At 44.6% G+C, this 15,694-nt stretch carries 18 protein-coding genes and 1 tRNA gene; 6 read left to right on the forward strand and 13 right to left on the reverse strand.

Annotated elements, in window-relative coordinates:
• Nucleotide 1 precedes the first annotated feature (1 nt).
• The 7 genes from CP947_RS08325 to CP947_RS08355 all read right to left on the reverse strand — a co-directional run bounded on the left by CP947_RS08325 (nucleotide 2) and on the right by CP947_RS08355 (nucleotide 7,213).
• Nucleotides 2-619, reverse strand: coding sequence for an NTP transferase domain-containing protein (locus CP947_RS08325; RefSeq protein WP_096712751.1), 618 nt, complete (start codon nucleotides 617-619; stop codon nucleotides 2-4).
• On the reverse strand, nucleotides 604-1,431 hold the full coding sequence (gene cobS, locus CP947_RS08330; RefSeq protein ID WP_096712752.1) for an adenosylcobinamide-GDP ribazoletransferase: 828 nt from the start codon (nucleotides 1,429-1,431) through the stop codon (nucleotides 604-606). The genes CP947_RS08325 and cobS overlap by 16 nt, the downstream gene beginning before the upstream one ends.
• Nucleotides 1,428-2,015, reverse strand: coding sequence for an alpha-ribazole phosphatase CobZ (cobZ, locus tag CP947_RS08335; RefSeq protein ID WP_096712753.1), 588 nt, complete (start codon nucleotides 2,013-2,015; stop codon nucleotides 1,428-1,430). Before cobZ ends, cobS begins: the two co-directional genes overlap by 4 nt.
• Entirely contained in the window at nucleotides 2,012-3,031 is a 1,020-nt protein-coding gene (locus tag CP947_RS08340) for a cobalamin biosynthesis protein (RefSeq protein WP_241645925.1), read from the reverse strand. Before CP947_RS08340 ends, cobZ begins: the two co-directional genes overlap by 4 nt.
• Nucleotides 3,028-4,506: an aminotransferase class I/II-fold pyridoxal phosphate-dependent enzyme gene (locus CP947_RS08345; protein WP_096712754.1), complete on the reverse strand. Its 1,479-nt coding sequence runs from the start codon at nucleotides 4,504-4,506 to the stop codon at nucleotides 3,028-3,030. The genes CP947_RS08340 and CP947_RS08345 overlap by 4 nt, the downstream gene beginning before the upstream one ends.
• Before the next feature lie 121 nt (nucleotides 4,507-4,627).
• The gene (locus CP947_RS08350) at nucleotides 4,628-5,380 is read right to left on the reverse strand and encodes a tRNA (adenine-N1)-methyltransferase (protein ID WP_096712755.1); all 753 of its coding nucleotides are present in this window, start codon (nucleotides 5,378-5,380) and stop codon (nucleotides 4,628-4,630) included.
• A 9-nt stretch (nucleotides 5,381-5,389) separates the two neighbouring features.
• A complete protein-coding gene (locus CP947_RS08355) occupies nucleotides 5,390-7,213 on the reverse strand; it encodes an HD domain-containing protein (RefSeq protein WP_096712756.1) in 1,824 nt (607 codons plus the stop codon).
• A gap of 83 nt (nucleotides 7,214-7,296) precedes the next feature.
• On the opposite strand from CP947_RS08355, the gene CP947_RS08360 reads away from it, so the two are divergent.
• Complete coding sequence (locus CP947_RS08360; protein WP_096712757.1) at nucleotides 7,297-8,316, forward strand: S-methyl-5-thioribose-1-phosphate isomerase; 1,020 nt, start codon at nucleotides 7,297-7,299, stop codon at nucleotides 8,314-8,316.
• Between the two features lie 69 nt (nucleotides 8,317-8,385).
• The gene (locus tag CP947_RS08365; protein ID WP_096712758.1) at nucleotides 8,386-8,559 is read left to right on the forward strand and encodes a preprotein translocase subunit Sec61beta; all 174 of its coding nucleotides are present in this window, start codon (nucleotides 8,386-8,388) and stop codon (nucleotides 8,557-8,559) included.
• A 30-nt stretch (nucleotides 8,560-8,589) separates the two neighbouring features.
• Here CP947_RS08365 and CP947_RS08370 read toward each other — a convergent pair whose 3' ends face one another.
• Nucleotides 8,590-8,877 (reverse strand): signal recognition particle protein Srp19, encoded by a 288-nt coding sequence (locus CP947_RS08370; protein WP_096712759.1) that lies wholly within the window; start codon nucleotides 8,875-8,877, stop codon nucleotides 8,590-8,592.
• Between the two features lie 113 nt (nucleotides 8,878-8,990).
• Between CP947_RS08370 and glmM the strand changes: the two genes are divergently transcribed.
• Nucleotides 8,991-10,337 (forward strand): phosphoglucosamine mutase, encoded by a 1,347-nt coding sequence (glmM, locus tag CP947_RS08375; protein WP_096712760.1) that lies wholly within the window; start codon nucleotides 8,991-8,993, stop codon nucleotides 10,335-10,337.
• A gap of 3 nt (nucleotides 10,338-10,340) precedes the next feature.
• On the opposite strand, the gene CP947_RS08380 is transcribed toward glmM, so the two are convergent.
• Both CP947_RS08380 and CP947_RS08385 read right to left on the reverse strand, forming a co-directional pair.
• The gene (locus CP947_RS08380) at nucleotides 10,341-10,934 is read right to left on the reverse strand and encodes an endonuclease dU (protein ID WP_096712761.1); all 594 of its coding nucleotides are present in this window, start codon (nucleotides 10,932-10,934) and stop codon (nucleotides 10,341-10,343) included.
• Between the two features lie 9 nt (nucleotides 10,935-10,943).
• On the reverse strand, nucleotides 10,944-12,233 hold the full coding sequence (locus CP947_RS08385) for a proteasome-activating nucleotidase (RefSeq protein ID WP_096712762.1): 1,290 nt from the start codon (nucleotides 12,231-12,233) through the stop codon (nucleotides 10,944-10,946).
• An 85-nt stretch (nucleotides 12,234-12,318) separates the two neighbouring features.
• Between CP947_RS08385 and CP947_RS08390 the strand changes: the two genes are divergently transcribed.
• The 3 genes from CP947_RS08390 (at nucleotide 12,319) to CP947_RS08400 (ending at nucleotide 14,051) form a co-directional block, all read left to right on the forward strand.
• Nucleotides 12,319-12,801 (forward strand): multiprotein bridging factor aMBF1, encoded by a 483-nt coding sequence (locus CP947_RS08390; RefSeq protein WP_096712763.1) that lies wholly within the window; start codon nucleotides 12,319-12,321, stop codon nucleotides 12,799-12,801.
• Between the two features lie 9 nt (nucleotides 12,802-12,810).
• A complete protein-coding gene (gene proC / locus CP947_RS08395) occupies nucleotides 12,811-13,626 on the forward strand; it encodes a pyrroline-5-carboxylate reductase (protein ID WP_096712764.1) in 816 nt (271 codons plus the stop codon).
• Nucleotides 13,627-13,709: 83 nt separating this feature from the next.
• Entirely contained in the window at nucleotides 13,710-14,051 is a 342-nt protein-coding gene (locus CP947_RS08400) for a DUF356 domain-containing protein (RefSeq protein WP_096712765.1), read from the forward strand.
• A 52-nt stretch (nucleotides 14,052-14,103) separates the two neighbouring features.
• Here the strand turns inward: CP947_RS08400 and CP947_RS08405 are convergent.
• The 3 genes from CP947_RS08405 to CP947_RS08415 form a co-directional block, all read right to left on the reverse strand.
• Nucleotides 14,104-14,178 (reverse strand) — tRNA-His (locus CP947_RS08405).
• Nucleotides 14,179-14,245: 67 nt separating this feature from the next.
• Nucleotides 14,246-15,022 carry a sulfide-dependent adenosine diphosphate thiazole synthase gene (locus CP947_RS08410; protein WP_096712766.1) on the reverse strand — a complete coding sequence of 259 codons (777 nt, stop codon included), beginning with the start codon at nucleotides 15,020-15,022 and terminating at the stop codon, nucleotides 14,246-14,248.
• A 237-nt stretch (nucleotides 15,023-15,259) separates the two neighbouring features.
• A complete protein-coding gene (locus CP947_RS08415) occupies nucleotides 15,260-15,625 on the reverse strand; it encodes a response regulator (RefSeq protein ID WP_096712767.1) in 366 nt (121 codons plus the stop codon).
• Nucleotides 15,626-15,694: the final 69 nt, after the last annotated feature.

Here is a 15,694-nt window from a genome sequence, read left to right on the forward strand (position 1 = left end):
ATTATTTATTCTGTCTTTTTTCCAGAATATCAGTGCAGCGCTGCAGGTCTTCTGCAGTATTGACATTCAGAGCTACTTCAGGGTCTTCCAGAAGATAATTATAATATTCCTGCTCCTCCCGGATTTTGCTTCCGTCAAGGATATTTATCCCAGTGGGGACTATGAGATTTCCACTCCAGTTGAAAACGGTATCCGGACGCAAACCTATCTTTTTACACAGGGAAAGGGGTATAAATACCGACATTGAAGGTTTTCCACACCTGTAATATTCCTCCACAATGGAATCGATACGACCGGCTGTTATCAGGGGCAGGTCGGACATGATTACCATCAGGGGCTCTGCAACTTTAGCCTGCTCCACAGCATAAACCATATCTCCAACATAATTATCACCGGCAGTATCAATGGTTTTAACATTACCTCCATAACAATTTTGTACAACTCTTTCTGTGTGAGGGGTAAAAGGAGACACTGTCACATAAACATCACCAATACTCTCAGATTCCTCCAGGGCATCCACAACATAACATATCATGGGCTTACCCAGAAGATCTACACAGGGTTTCTCATCCATACCCAGACGTAAACCCTGTCCACCAGCCATTATAAAAGCATCCATGAAAGACCTCCGTAACCTGTATTGATGGCAAATAGCGCCATAGTAATGGCAATCAGGGAAGTAAGCCTGGCAATTTCATTGGCGGTTCCAATACAATCCCCGTTAACGCCACCAAAATGCCTGTTGGAAACATTGAGAACCCCGAAAGCCCCAAATATGGCTGCCACAAAACCTATCAGACCAATTAAACCCAACCCGAGAACAGATACAATACCACCCATTATCAGGCCAGCCAGATATTTACCAACATCTGTTTTGTCGATCATCATGGAACCCAGGCCTTCATGGATCGATTTGCCAAAAGCTGCTATTGTGAGCATACCCTGTTTGGCACCGATTTCCGACACAAACAGTGACAGGGGCAAAAGTGTCCACTGTGGCAGCGATGAGATGGCCCCTGTCATGTATATCTGCTGCTGAAGAGAGGAAATACTGGCATAGAGCAAAATCAGGCCTATGACACAATATGCCACCCCGCCTATACCCAGCGACATATCCTTAAGGGCACTGATCTTCTTTTCAAGAGAGCCGTGAGCCGTACACCCGTCACCAAAATCAGACAGCCCGTCCAGGTGATTGAGACCTGTCAGATAGTAAATAAAAACAATAACCAGGGCTGCGGAAATATTGGCGGGAAAGACATACTCCACAATTCCTGTAAACATGCCAATCAAAAGACCCAGTATAATACCCGTAAAGACAAACAGGTAACTTCGTTTAACCAGCTCATCAAGGCCTTCCATAGTAATTCCCACGGGAATTGTCGATAAGAAACCAAAACCCGTCCTGGCTGCGAGTAGAAATCCGCTCATCCGGCTATCACACCACCGCCATGTTTTTCGTCATCATCTTTATTTTTAGAAGTGTCAATCTCTGCCATTCCCCTGGTATACATATTGGCAGAAACTCCTCCGATAAGTCCACCGATGACATCATCCATGAAAGGACCGAGTTCTGCAAGTATACCCGGTTTTTGTTTGTCGAACCTGACAAACTCAAACATTCCCTTGTCCCCACTGATATATTTGGAAATGCTCATACCCAGTACCTCATCAGCTATCAGGAAGGTCAGATCCCTTTCATAGGAATCACGACTTATGTTAGGCAGTGTCCCATTGCGACCCTCTCTTTCAAGCAGGATACCGGAATAGATCAGCATGCAAAGGTTGGGATCAGAAATCGCAAGACGAAGTTCCCTTATAAAAAGGGCTTCTGCCTTTTCACGAGTCTCGATTCCCGGATGAGGTGTGTAAAGTCCCATTGAGGCTTCCACAAGTGCCTCTTCAGTAATACCCTCTTCCTTCAGGATATCCATAATATCATAAATATAACCGGTATCAGCTTCTTCGGGCTGTTCTCCTTTTGTATTCCTGGATTCTACATCAGACAGTTTCATAGTATCACTTTGACCAGATTACATAAATTTCCATAAAAAGTTTGTAAAAACATAATTACAAGTGAAAAGCACGCTATAGATATAAGAGCCGCTCCTTCTACAAGCCGGTTTGCCCTTTTAATAGATTCCGCATCCGGGAATGCAAGCCCCTCTCCCAGTACATAAACTCCCGGTTTTTCCAGCTTGACACCTACAGCCCCTGCCACTGCTGCCATTGGATATCCTGAATTTGGGGAATCCGGAACTTTGCAATAATTATTTGTACAGTAGCATGCGCCTGAAGGATCAAAAGACATATTTCTTGACAGAATGTTCAGGAAGAATGCAGTTACCCAGATGAAAAACAGGGAAATCCGGGCAGGAATCCAGTTAAGTACATCATCCAGTTTTGCCGAGAAGAAACCAACTTCCCTGTGTGCCTCATCCCGGTAGCCAACCATGGAATCAAGGGTACTTACAGCTTTAAAGGCATAAGCTGCTATCAGACCGAAGGGACCTGCTACAGAATAATAGAGCAGGGGAGAGAGAACAGAATCTACGTAATTCTCGGACACGGTTTCTATGGCAGCAGAAGATACATGGGAGTCACTAAGTTTGGAGGTGTCCCTGCTTACATACATAGAAAGTTGTTTTCTGGCCTCCTCCAGGGCCCCAACTTCCAGAGTTGATGCAACTTCTTCTCCGGCAAATAACAATCTGCGAATTGAAAAAGTGCTTTTGAGGAAATAGGCTTCAATAACTATACCCACAAGTTCAGGAACCAGGGATTGATTCGACACTAAAAGTACAATATAGGCAAGAAGGGATGCAAAAAGAATGCATGAAATACCCATGAAAACACCATAGGTTTTTCTTCCCGATGAAGGAATGTGCTTTTTAAAAATGCCAATCAGTGTCCCGATCCAGACCACCGGGTGCAGGCGAGCCGGAGGTTCCCCAACTGCAAGATCAATTAACACAGCAAATAAAAGCACATAAATCATATGCATATAACCGGCAAAAATAAAATCCATCATAATAGGGGCTCCATTACCTCATCCCAGCCCTTTTTGAGTTTGTCTTCCATCTCTCCTTCACCTTTAAGGACATCAAGCAGTTTCTGGACAGTTGGTTTTTGGTGAACCAAGCCACATTTTTCACAACTCCACACCTTACCTCCGCTTGAGCGACAGACCCACCTGCCTCCTGTGCGCTCATCCCCACAGGGATAAAAGGGACAAAAGCAGAAAGTGCAATCCTGCCCTTTGAAATGGCAGGGATAATAGGGACATGCCCTGTTCGCACCAAGAGGCTTTACAGGTTCTTCGTCCAGTATCTGGTTAAGATTCTCCATGGCACTATCCCGGGCACTGTCAACTACAACTGTCCCTATAGCCTCCACAAGCCTATCAGTATCCTCTTTTGGCCTCACCGAAACCCTGATAAAATTACAGTCCATGGAATAAAAGTCGGAACAATCCCTTACAAGAAGACCCTTTTCAGCGAGTCTGTGAGTCAATTCAACCGAATCCAGGCTTGCAGCACTTATATCCACAAGGACAAAGGATGTATTACTTTCATGCGTTTTGAACCTGCGCACCTTGCCCAGGCGCTCCATAAGGTAGCGGCGGTTTTCCCGGACAAATTGCCTTGAGGCAGTTAGATAATCATTCACAATATCAGAAGGCATATTCAATAAGGATATAGCGACTGCTTCATCCATTGGCCCTATATTGCAGCAATTGCGTACCCTATTCAGAATCATTGCAAACTTCTCATTAGTAATACTAAAAGCAATTCCTGCTCCGGGAAGCGAAAAGGTATCTTTCAGAGAGCGTATCACTAAAAGATTGTTAAAAGAAGGAACTTCATCTGCCAAAGTTGCAGATACGTCCGTTAGGTCTAACAGACTTTCATCAACCACCAGCAGGGTAGAATGGTCATTACAGCGTTGCAGAAGAGAAATTAAATCAGTTTTTGAATAAAGCTGGCCTGAAAGATTATCCGGGTTAGTGAGCATGATTATTTTTGCTTTGGTAAGCAAAGCTGAAGATATGTTTTTTAAGTCGTCCTCAAAAACATAGTTCACTTCCCCACCACTGATTATACAATGTTTTTCATCGGCCGGATTCTGAGACCTGTTCAGAAGAACGGTATCGCCGGTTTCAATTACCGAGGAAAATACCATGCGTATTACATCTTCAACTCCCAGAGCAGGAACAATATTATCAGCAGCAATATTATTTCCAAAATATTCGGCAGCACTTGACCTTAATTCTGAATATTCATTATCGGGGAATTGGGAATACATGGATTCCACACGGGAAAAAATATCCTCCAGGCAGAGGTTGTAATCCGGGTGATCAAAGGGACTGCCCAGAGGATTGGATGTTGAACTAAAATCAATTATAGCTGTTTCACTAATACCTTTTTCCAGAGCAATTCTGTGCCCATCTTCTAAAGGTTTCCTGATTGATTCAATTTCTTTTTTCCATAATCCCTTATCAGACACGTTAATCGAAATAAACTAATGAATAGAACCTATATTAAATTAATCAAATTGAGTTTCCTATGCTTCAGAATAATTAGTCCTGAAACATCATGAAAAATAAAAAAGATTAATCTACCCTTGATCATTTTCTGGCAAAGGTTAGATAACCGGTGTGGCCCACCCTTGATGGTGCGGGTCTTGTGCCTCTTTCGGATACAGATAACTCTCTTTCCAGACATTCAAGAGTATTTAAACTGTAAAATCCTGCCTTCACTGCTTCCAGGTATACGGCTTTTGCCTGTTCAATGAAAGGTGAATAAACAACAAGGAAACCTCCGGCAAGCAGGTTGGAGCAGGCATACCTGACAGATTCTGCCGAATCTTTAATATCAAGTACTATAACATCGAAAAAATCACTGCCCTGCTTCATCACATCCACAATATCCCCGCAGCGAACTTCCACATTGGAAAGGCCGGCCATGGACAAATTGGCCCGGGCATTCTTCACAAAATCCTCACGTATCTCATAGCTGATCACTTCCTTTGCTACAGAACCCAGATAAATTGCAAGCACACCGCTGCCCGTACCGGCTTCGAGAATCCTGTCAGAAGAATTGATACCTGCATGGGAAATAATCTGGCCCACATCCTTGGGCATGATAGGTGCCCCCGTGCGTTTTGCAAGTCTGAACATATCCGGAGCCCGGGGCCTGATGACAGAGAATTGCTGACCCATATGGGACACAATGGTGCCGCCGGGTTTTATATCCAGCAAGTCGGCCGTTTCAACAATACCAAATTCACAGTGGAACTGTTTACCCGAAACTGTGGTCAGATATTCCCGGAATTTGTCTTTATGACGGGTGCGCAAAAGCACCGTTTCATTTTCTTTCATACATGCACCTCAGGGTTGTTGATAACGGCGGGCAGGAATCGTTACAATATCCCGGGGTATAGAGTGTTTATCCTGCCGGAGAATTTTTGTAAGCTCTCTGAATTCAGGGCCGTAGGCTTCTGAAAGTTGTTTTCCATATTTAACTCCGTGCATCGTCAGGACATACTCATAGCGCTGGTGGAACCTGTTATTCTTTTCATAATAACGCAGGTCTTCATCCACAATACCCATTGCCACGAGCAGCTGGATGTTCTCAAAAACCCTGTTGCTGTAAGGAAAACCATAGTCCCAATGGAATTCATAATCAAAGAGGTTACGAAGGCTGACATCTTCACTGAACCGCTGGACCATGCGATATATCCAGGTTATATTACGTAAACGGGGAATTGAGACAAAGCCATCTTCCTCTTTCCAGAAGATGGAATTAACGGTATAGAACAACAATATCAGCCCCTCTATCGGTAGGTAATTTTCCTGACGTATAAATCTCAGCAACTGAGGAGACAGGGTGTCAACAGTATGGCCTACAACATCCTTGAGCTGTGCAGCTTCTGGGCATCCTACACCATCAATCGGAGAAAAAACAACCAGTGACAGTTGCCTGGAAATCGCCCTGACCAGACCGTTTGCAAGGGCAGATTCATCGTAAAAGAAACTATCCTCACCGTTCACAACAACCCTTGTACTGCGAGGCACACCGCTGGCAACACTCAAATCTACAAAAACGTCCCCAATTCTCTTTTCAAGCTGCTCCTCGAACATCTTCTTGGCCACACCATGCCGGGCTATTGTAGACAGGGCCATGCGGGTTGCCGGGTTGAGGGTTTTCTGGTTAAATCGCACAATAGGGTCACAGATATTTCCCGCAAGGACTGAACTGATAAGATGTTGTGCCTGATCGTTGCCATATGTTTTTATGAAATAAAGCAAGTCAGCATCATTATATTCAGTGAAAAACAAACCCACCTGTTTATTCACAGATTCTGCATCCTTCTTTTCCCCGAATATAGCCAGAGCATTTTCAAGAGATCGCAATAACATAATCCTGGCAGACTGGGTATGAGGATGATGCACTATAGCATTATAGTGATGTGCACGAGCTATGAGCATTGATTCAGCAACCGTCAATGTCATATCTTCATCATAACTGCAACCATCCTTTTTGCCCAGTACGATATTGCCATTGCGGATGCTCAGGTTCTGTATTATCTGGTCCACGTCTATTAAACCCAGGGATATACCGGTGTGATACGAATCACGAAGCAAAAAATCGATCCGGTCCGCATCTATGTCACCGGATATTAACTGTCCCAGATAGGGCTTTTCCAGAAAAGAGGATTTACCTGTTGCCATGAGGGCGATTTGATCGAAAAAATCCACAGGATCCTGACCCAGCTCTTCCTCAACTATTCTCGCAATATTACCGTTGTTTGCAAAACAATTTCTTATGACATATTCACTGAAAGCTTCGTGGTTTTCCCTAATTATACCACCATATTGTGGCTTAATATCAGGATTGCGTTTTAGGACATCTTCCACGGCATGAGAATATGCAGAGTGACCTACATCGTGCAAAAGACCTGCAACCTCTACTTTCATTTTATCCTCTTGCGGCAGAGACAGGGCATCGGCCATCAGGGATGCCATATGCATGGTACCCAGACTATGTTCAAACCTGCTGTGCTTCGCACCCGGATAAACGATATCAACAAGACCGAGCTGCTGTATGGAACGTAACCTCTGCACCTGAGGAGTTTCCACCAGTTCCTTTTGGAGAGGAGTCAACAGGATAGTTTTATGCACAGGATCATGAATCGCCCTTGAACTGACCATGGATGTGTATTTAGGTGGAAGATATATATAAAGGTGTAAAATATCTCAACCAGACTTAATTAATTATCACCAGAGAGAAAATAATGAGAACAATTCAATGGAATGCTGAGAATTCTACCGTGAGAATGATCGATCAAACCCTGTTGCCTGTCGAATACAGGGAGATCGAATGTGAAAATCTGGCCCAGCTGTGTGAAGCAATCAAATCATTGCGGGTCAGGGGAGCACCCGCATTGGCAGCAGCAGGTGCCTATGGTATTGCCCTTGCCAGCAAACTCAGCAGTGCAAATGACATGGAAAGCCTCCTGAAAGATCTCAAAAATGCCGCACGGATCATCCTGGCAACCCGACCCACAGCTATAAACCTGGGATGGGGAGTAAACCGGGTGGTCAAAGCAGTCTCTGAAGCCTACGACACTGAAGGCATACGGAACATAGCTCTCAACGAAGCACAGGCCATTGCAGATGAAGATGTGCAGATCAACAAAACTCTCGGCAAACATGGTGCTTCCCTGCTGGAAGATGGGGATACCGTAATGACCCACTGTAATGCCGGCAGACTGGCCTGTGTGGACTGGGGCACAGCCCTGGGAGTGGTACGCTCCGCTGTGGAACAGGGAAAAGACATCAATGTGATCGCATGTGAGACCCGGCCTTTGAACCAGGGAGGCCGGCTTACGACCTGGGAGTTGATGCAGGACAATATCCCGGTCAAACTAATCTCGGACTCCATGAGTGGTTATGTAATGCGCCACGAGCTTGTGGACAAAGTAGTCGTCGGGGCAGACCGTATTACAGAAGATGCTGTATTCAACAAGATCGGGACCTACAACCATGCGATAGTGGCCATGGAACACGAAATTCCTTTTTATGTAGCAGCTCCTGCCTCAACATTTGATTTCAAGGGATGGGAAGGTAGTGTGAAGATAGAAGAGCGAGATCCTGATGAATTGCGCTACATGCAGGGAGTACAGATAGCACCTGAAGATGTACCGGTAATCAATCCTGCTTTTGACAGCACACCGATGGAATATATTGAGGCGATAATTACAGAAAAAGGAATCTTCAGGCCACCGTTTTTGATAGATGAAGTAAGAACATGAGGGCGCAAGCTTTTAAAGTATAAAATACAATCAGGGTACAAGTAAACAAAAGGAAAGAGCTGGAAGAATATGGGAAAAAAGAAACAGAGTAACAACGGATTGATGTCTTCTGCCGGCCTTATGAGATATTATGAAGAGGACAAAAGGGCAATCCACCTGGACCCCAAAGCAGTTATGGTCTTTGGATTGCTTTGTGGATTTGCTGTTATTCTATTAAGCGCCAGTTATGGCACCTGGCCATAAAATGTAATCCATTATAAAGAAAAAGGGCATTCAGCCCTGTCTATCTTTTTTAATCGTTTTAGAGATCTGCCTTGCCGTGGTAGTTCTGGGTTCGTTCTTATCCACAAGGATGCGTCCACTTTTCTCCCACCAGGAACGCGGATAAGCTTTATCTTTTTGAACCTCTGGATTAAGATCCAGAGACGCAGCTGCCTTTTCCATTTCTTCCAGACTCGGCTCCTTTACTGAACTTTTGCGAGATATAATCCTTCCTTCATTCCTGCTTTTGGAACGATCTATGGAAGCCGGCCAGATTACAAGCCTGCCTTCATCTTTCATTAGCATGATCCATAGATTGGAATTCATTAAATATAATTCTTGGTGATAGACCACCTCAGATAAACCTAAAATAGTAAAGTGGCATCTAGTATAGCAAGTAGGAGAGTTTACAAATGGGCCTGTTCGGAACCAACGGAGTACGTGGAATAGCTAATGAATTCATCACACCTAAATTTGCAATCGACCTTTCCAGAAGTATGGGAACCCATCTTGGAGAAGGTAAAACCGTAGCTATCGGAAGAGATACGCGCATCTCAGGAGAGATGCTAAAAGCAGCTGCAATATCCGGTTTACTTTCAGCGGGCATAAGAGTAATCGACATTGGAACCTGCCCAACCCCGTCTGTCCAGTATTATGTGCGCGACCATGCAGATGCCGGGATTGTTATTACTGCATCCCACAACCCGCGGGAATACAATGGCATAAAACTTATAGACGCAGATGGCACCGAGTTTTCCAGGGAAGGGGAGAAAAAGATCGAAAATATCTACAATACCGGCGAATTCCACACTGCTAACTGGAACCTGACAGGCGAACTGAACAGGGATTATAATGCCAATGATTACTACATCAATGGAATAATTTCATCGGTCAATTCCACAGAGATCAGAGCAAAACGGTTCCGGGTGGCCATAGATACAGGATGTGGTGCAGGTTCTCTTACACTACCCCTCTTGTTGCGTAAACTGGGATGCGAGGTCATTACTATCAACGCCCAACCGGATGGTACTTTCCCCTGGAGAAATCCCGAGCCAACCCCCGATGTACTTGGAGAACTCAGGGATATTGTCAAAAACTACGATGCTGACCTGGGAGTTGCCCAGGACGGTGATGCAGACAGAGCAGTCTTCTTTGATGAAAATGGTACATTTATTGATGAAGAAATACTGCTTTCCATGATGGCAAAATATGTGATATCGGGTAAAAAAGGCCCACTCGTAACACCGGTAAGTTCATCCCGGCGCATGCTGGACATTGCAGAAAAAACAGGCGTGGAACTTCACTGGACAGCCGTAGGATCCATTAATGTAGCACGCAGAATGATGGAAATAGACGCTGTTTTTGGCGGAGAGGGGAATGGAGGGCTTATTTTCCCCGAACACCAGTATTGCAGGGATGGAGCCATGGCATGTGCCAAATTACTTGACATAATGGCAACGGGAGTAAAACCATCAGAGATGGCCGGAAATGTTCCGGAATACCACAATGCCAAAACAAAGGTGAAATGTGGTGATCTGAAAAAGACACTTGAAAATGTAACCAGTCGTGTACAGGGAGAAGGAATTGAGATTGATACCACTGATGGTTTCAAGATATGGTATGAAGACGGGTGGCTACTGATACGCCCTTCAGGCACCGAACCAATTGTCAGGATATTTGCCGAAGCCAAAACTGAGCAAAAGGCAAACGAACTGCTGGAAAGAGGGAATAAAATAGTACTGGATTCAATTCAGGAGTGAACATCAGGGTTTGCCGCAGGATTCCCCGCAAATAATACCTGTGGCAATGAGATGTGCAACCCTCAAAGGCTCAGGAATATTGCTACGGGTAGCACTTAACTGGACTATCTTGGTGGCGGAAATTTCATCGATGCCTGCACACTGGATGTAAACCGGTGTATGGGAATGTGAAGTTACCACACGGGATATCCTGCCTGCTTTTTTTATTATTCCAAACCTGTCATCCGGATAATCCAGGTGAGACAGGGCTTTTTTCATGTTCTCAAAATCAGGCATCGAGCGCATCAGCACAATCACACCCATTCCTGTAGATTCGTTTAAGCGCACGATGTCAATCGGATTGAAACCGCCGTATGTGACTCCATCCAGCATTATCACACGCACCTGATTTTTGTGTTTGCTGGCTGAGATCATCTCTATTAATGAATCGGTAGCATCCATACCATCCCTGGTAATGTAGGTGGATAACACGCCGTCAAGCCACATTCCCCCTCTGAAAAAAGTCCCTACCACAAGTATACGGTCACTTACCAGCGCTGAATCATCAATACCCAGAATCCTTATTTCCGGTTTTATATGAAAAAAAGAAAAGGGTATACCCCCTTTTTAAACAAACATTGAGCCCGGATGCTCATTAACCTGAGGTTGCCTGGGCTTTAGGACCTTATCGATGGCATCCATAAAGTCAGCCATTGCCACACTATCACGATCATTGCGTACAGCAAACATACCTGCCTCGGTAGTCAGTGCATGCAGATCCGCACCACTTGTATTTTCTGTAAGAGTGGCAAGTTTGTCAAAATCCACATCCCGGGCAAGGGAAAGCCCTCTGGAATGAATCTTAAGTATCAAACTACGTGCTTCTTTATCCGGCATCGGAACCTCGACCATCCTATCAAAGCGACCCGGACGGATTATGGCAGGATCCAGGATATCCACCCTGTTGGTGGCTGCAATTATGCGAATATCACCCCGGTTCTCAAATCCATCCATCTCCGCAAGAAGTTGCATGAGGGTGCGCTGCACTTCCCTGTCAGCACCGTTGGTATCACTCAGCCGGGCTGCTGCAATGGCATCGAGCTCATCTATGAAAATAATGCTGGGAGCCTTCTTTCTTGCCATATCGAAAACTTCTCTGACCAGCCGGGAACCTTCACCAATGTACTTTTGCACAAGTTCCGAGCCCACAACACGGATAAAAGTTGCGTCAGTACGATGGGCTACCGCTTTTGCCATCATCGTTTTACCGGTACCCGGGGGCCCGTGCAGGAGCACACCTTTAGGAGGTTCCACACCCACACGTTCAAAAGATTCGGGTTTAATGAGCGGTAGTTCGACACATTCGATAATATCCTGGATCTGATTATCCAATCCACCGATATCTTCATAACTTATATCCTGGGATTCCAGGACTTCCATTGCTGAAACTTCCGGTTCTTCTGTCGAGGGAAGAACATCCACTATGGAAAGGGTCTGCTGATTCAGGGCAACCCTGACACCGGCAACCAATTTGGATTCATCTATGTACTGGGAAACTCCCACCATGAACTGGGGGCCCGAACTGCTGCGTATCAATACTTTATTGGAATCAATGACATCAATGATATTTGCCACGATCAAAGGAACAGTCTTAAGCCTGTTAATCTCAGAGCGAAGTTTGCGAACTTCTCGCTCATACTTCACTTTCTGGGATTCAACATTCTTTTTTTCAGATTCAATCTGGTCGCACTGCTCTTTAAGTTTGCTGTTGCGGGATTCAAGTTGTTTCATCCTGTCCAGAAGGTACTTTGAAAAATCTTCGTCTCCTTCAGAACCCATATAATCATATTCTACATCGGACATATTTTTAAATCCGTAATTTCCCTGATTTACCGTATCATCGCTGGTTTCGTTCATATAGCTCCGAATAATATTTAAGTCCATAGGTATATAGCACTTTCGAAAAGAGGCATGGCAGCTTCCATGCAAGAGATGATTTTTTATGCAGTGTGAAATATGTGGTGCAGAGATAAAAGGGGAGCCTTTTAAGATAAATGTCGAGGGAAGCGAACTCAACGCCTGCAACCGATGTTCACAATACGGAACATCAGTAAGCACCCGGAAACCGGTATCCAGAAAAAACGCTCCTGTGCGGCAGGGGATTAAAAACAGTTCAAAACCCAAAAAGAACCCGGTAACTGCTCCTACAGAAGAACTCATAGACGAATACGAACAAACCATAAGAGAGGCCAGGGAAGCAAAGGGCCTTACCCAGGAAGAACTTGCTTCCAAGATAAAGGAAAAAGCATCCCTGATCAAAAAGATCGAGAAGGGAGACATCGTACCTGAAGATTCGGTACGTACAAAGCTTGAACATACCCTTGATATCGAACTCACCGAAAAAGTGGGAGAAAACGACTGGGATACAAATACCCTGAACAGGGGCACTACTCTTGGCGATATAGTAACCATCAAGAAAAAATGAAGTGATATTATGCACCTCGAAAACAAGAAAGTCGGTATAATAGGGACCGGCAAGATGGGGCAAAGCCTGCTTAGAGGTATAATACGTGCAGGAAAAGCAAAGCCTGCAAATATCTATGCCAGCGATGTTTATGAACCTGCACTGCAAGCACTTAAAAGTGAACTTGGAATTAACGTATCAACAAATAATTTTGATACAGTGGATAATTCAGACCTCATCATTCTTGCGGTCAAGCCCCAGATACTGCGCAATGTACTGAGAGGTTTTGCAGACCATATCAACGAACACAAACTCATAATATCAATTGCAGCAGGAGTTCCTGCATCCACTATTGAAGAGGAGTTGCATGAAGATACAAGAGTAATTCGTGTGATGCCAAACATTGCCGCAACCGTCGGTGAAGCGGCCTCTGCAGTCAGTACGGGGAAAAATGCATCCGCAGAAGATGCTGAGATTGCAATGGAAATATTTTCAAGCGTGGGTTCTGCTGCCCTTGTTCCTGAACATCTCATGGATGCTGTTACAGGAGTTTCCGGGAGCGGTCCCGCATATATTTTCCCCGTAATAGAGGCCATGGCGGACGGTGGTGTGCTTGAAGGGCTTGACAGGGAAAGTGCACAAAAACTGGCAGCCCAGACAGTACTGGGCGCAGCAAAGATGGTCCTTGAAACAAAAAAACATCCAGCAGAGCTCAAGGACATGGTGACCTCTCCTGCAGGGACAACCATTCATGGTGTTCATGCACTTGAGAAAAACGGAGTAAGGGCGGCTTTCACAGATGCAGTGATGGCTTCTGCAAAACGCTCCCGTGAAATGGGGAAATAATTCCCCTACCTTTCCTGAAACGATACAAAAATTGATATAGTTGTATGATTTAATTAATTACAAAGCCTTCAACGGGGGTTTGTATGAAATCCTTTGCGGTAATCAGGGGAGAAGACAAAAACAAAGTCAGGATTGCGCTGCACGATTTGCAGCAATACGGGAGCATGAAGTTCAGCTCCTGTCCAAAACGTATCGAACCAAACTATGCAGACACTCTTCTTGTAAGGGTTGTGGGAGTACCCTTGCGTTCAAATTGTAAGTTTGCAGCACTTGTGGGTCTGGAAAATAATGCCGGCTCTGCGATAAACAAACTGAGGAAAATACATCCACCAGCCCATATTGTAATAATAAGTCCCAGGCACGATGCTTATGAAGAGTTAATGGATAATTCTGAAATCTATCCTGAATTCGAAATAAATAATTGATACCTTAAAAAAATCATTGAAAAATAAGTTTTCCTGCGAAAATTAAAGAATATGGGGCCGGGACCGAGAATCGAACTCAGATCGTAGCCTCCACAGGGCTACAGGATAACCGCTACCCTACCCCGGCATATTGAGAATGTCCTACGCGAGGACATCCTATAGATGTATTTCTGTTAGATAAACTTTTCTCCAGATCAGTCTTTCAGACGGGAAATTGCAAGCTGTGCTGCCTTTTCACCTGAGAGAAGCATTCCTCCAAAAACAGGACCCATCCGGGGAGAACCTGCAACGGCATTGGCAGCCATACCTGTAACTATCAGACCGGGATAAACTTCCCGGGTATTTTTCATTACAAGACGCTCACCGGTATCAGCCCACATTGGTTTTTCACCCACTACCTCCTTGCCACCAAAAGCTCCGGGAATCTTGCGCTGCACAGTATTGCATACAGTAGCCTCATGGCCGGTTCCGTCAAGTACCAGGCGAGAACGGATTGTGAGAGGATCAACATGAAGACGGGCTATTTCAACTGCTGTCCAGTTAATAACAAGCCCGCATACCTCATCGTTATCCCGTATCATAACATCTTCAAAACTTACCAGATTGAATATTTCAACCCCGGCAGAAACCGCTGCACTTATGAGTTTACCCACAGTACCAACCGAGTTTGCCACATAGTAGCCTTCTTCATACTCATGATAAGGCACATCAAAATCATCAAGGATCCTGCGCGCTTCTTCCTGGACCACAATACGCGGGAACATCATGCCACCGCCCCACATACCGCCTCCTACAGATAGTTTCTTCTCAAAAAGCACAGTCTTTAATCCTGCTTCTGCAAGATAACGTGCAGCAACAAGGTTTGCCGGGCCTCCACCCACAAGGGCCACATCAACATCAGTATAGTCCAGAAAAACATTGGTAAATTCTTCAACTATCGCTCGGGTAATAATTCTCTCATCAAGTTCCATGGATCTGCCTCAAATGCTGCTAATTCTCTCATTTGATAGGCCACATATATATTAAAACTATTGGGATACAGAAAGAACAAGACCACTGTGTATGAAATATATTGAAATATCCTTGCAAAAAGTGCCAGATATTTATTGAAAAGAGATTAGATACAGAGGCTATATTGTAATGAATGCAAGAGTAAAGCCCTTGAAAAAAGCATTTTATCCACCGTTGGAATCCCCAAATAATTGGAATCAATTTTCGACATAAGATGAGACGGTTTGTTGGAAATCATGTATGTCGATTGGTTTGGATATATAACCCGCACATCCTGCATCAATAAATTTCTTATCATCGCCCCTCATTGCATGTGCTGTCAATGCAACCACAGGTGTATCTTTTGCATTTTCAATCTCTTTGAATTTCTCCAGAACTTCAAGCCCATCCATTTTGGGCAGCTGCATATCAAGTAAGATGAGATCAAAAGTATTTTTCTCTGCAACTTCAAGGGCCTGTGAACCGTCTTCTGCCTGCATTACCTCATATCCATAAGACTCAAGCAAATCCACTGTAAGTTCCATGTTCATTGGGTTGTCTTCAACTACCAGAATTGTGGCCATTCTTTAAACCTCCAAATATGATTTGATAATTATCGGTATAAGTTCTTTCCCGGAAAATACCTGACTGTT

It is taken from the genome of Methanohalophilus euhalobius (assembly GCF_900215215.1).
GTDB classification, from domain to species: Archaea; Halobacteriota; Methanosarcinia; order Methanosarcinales; family Methanosarcinaceae; genus Methanohalophilus; species Methanohalophilus euhalobius.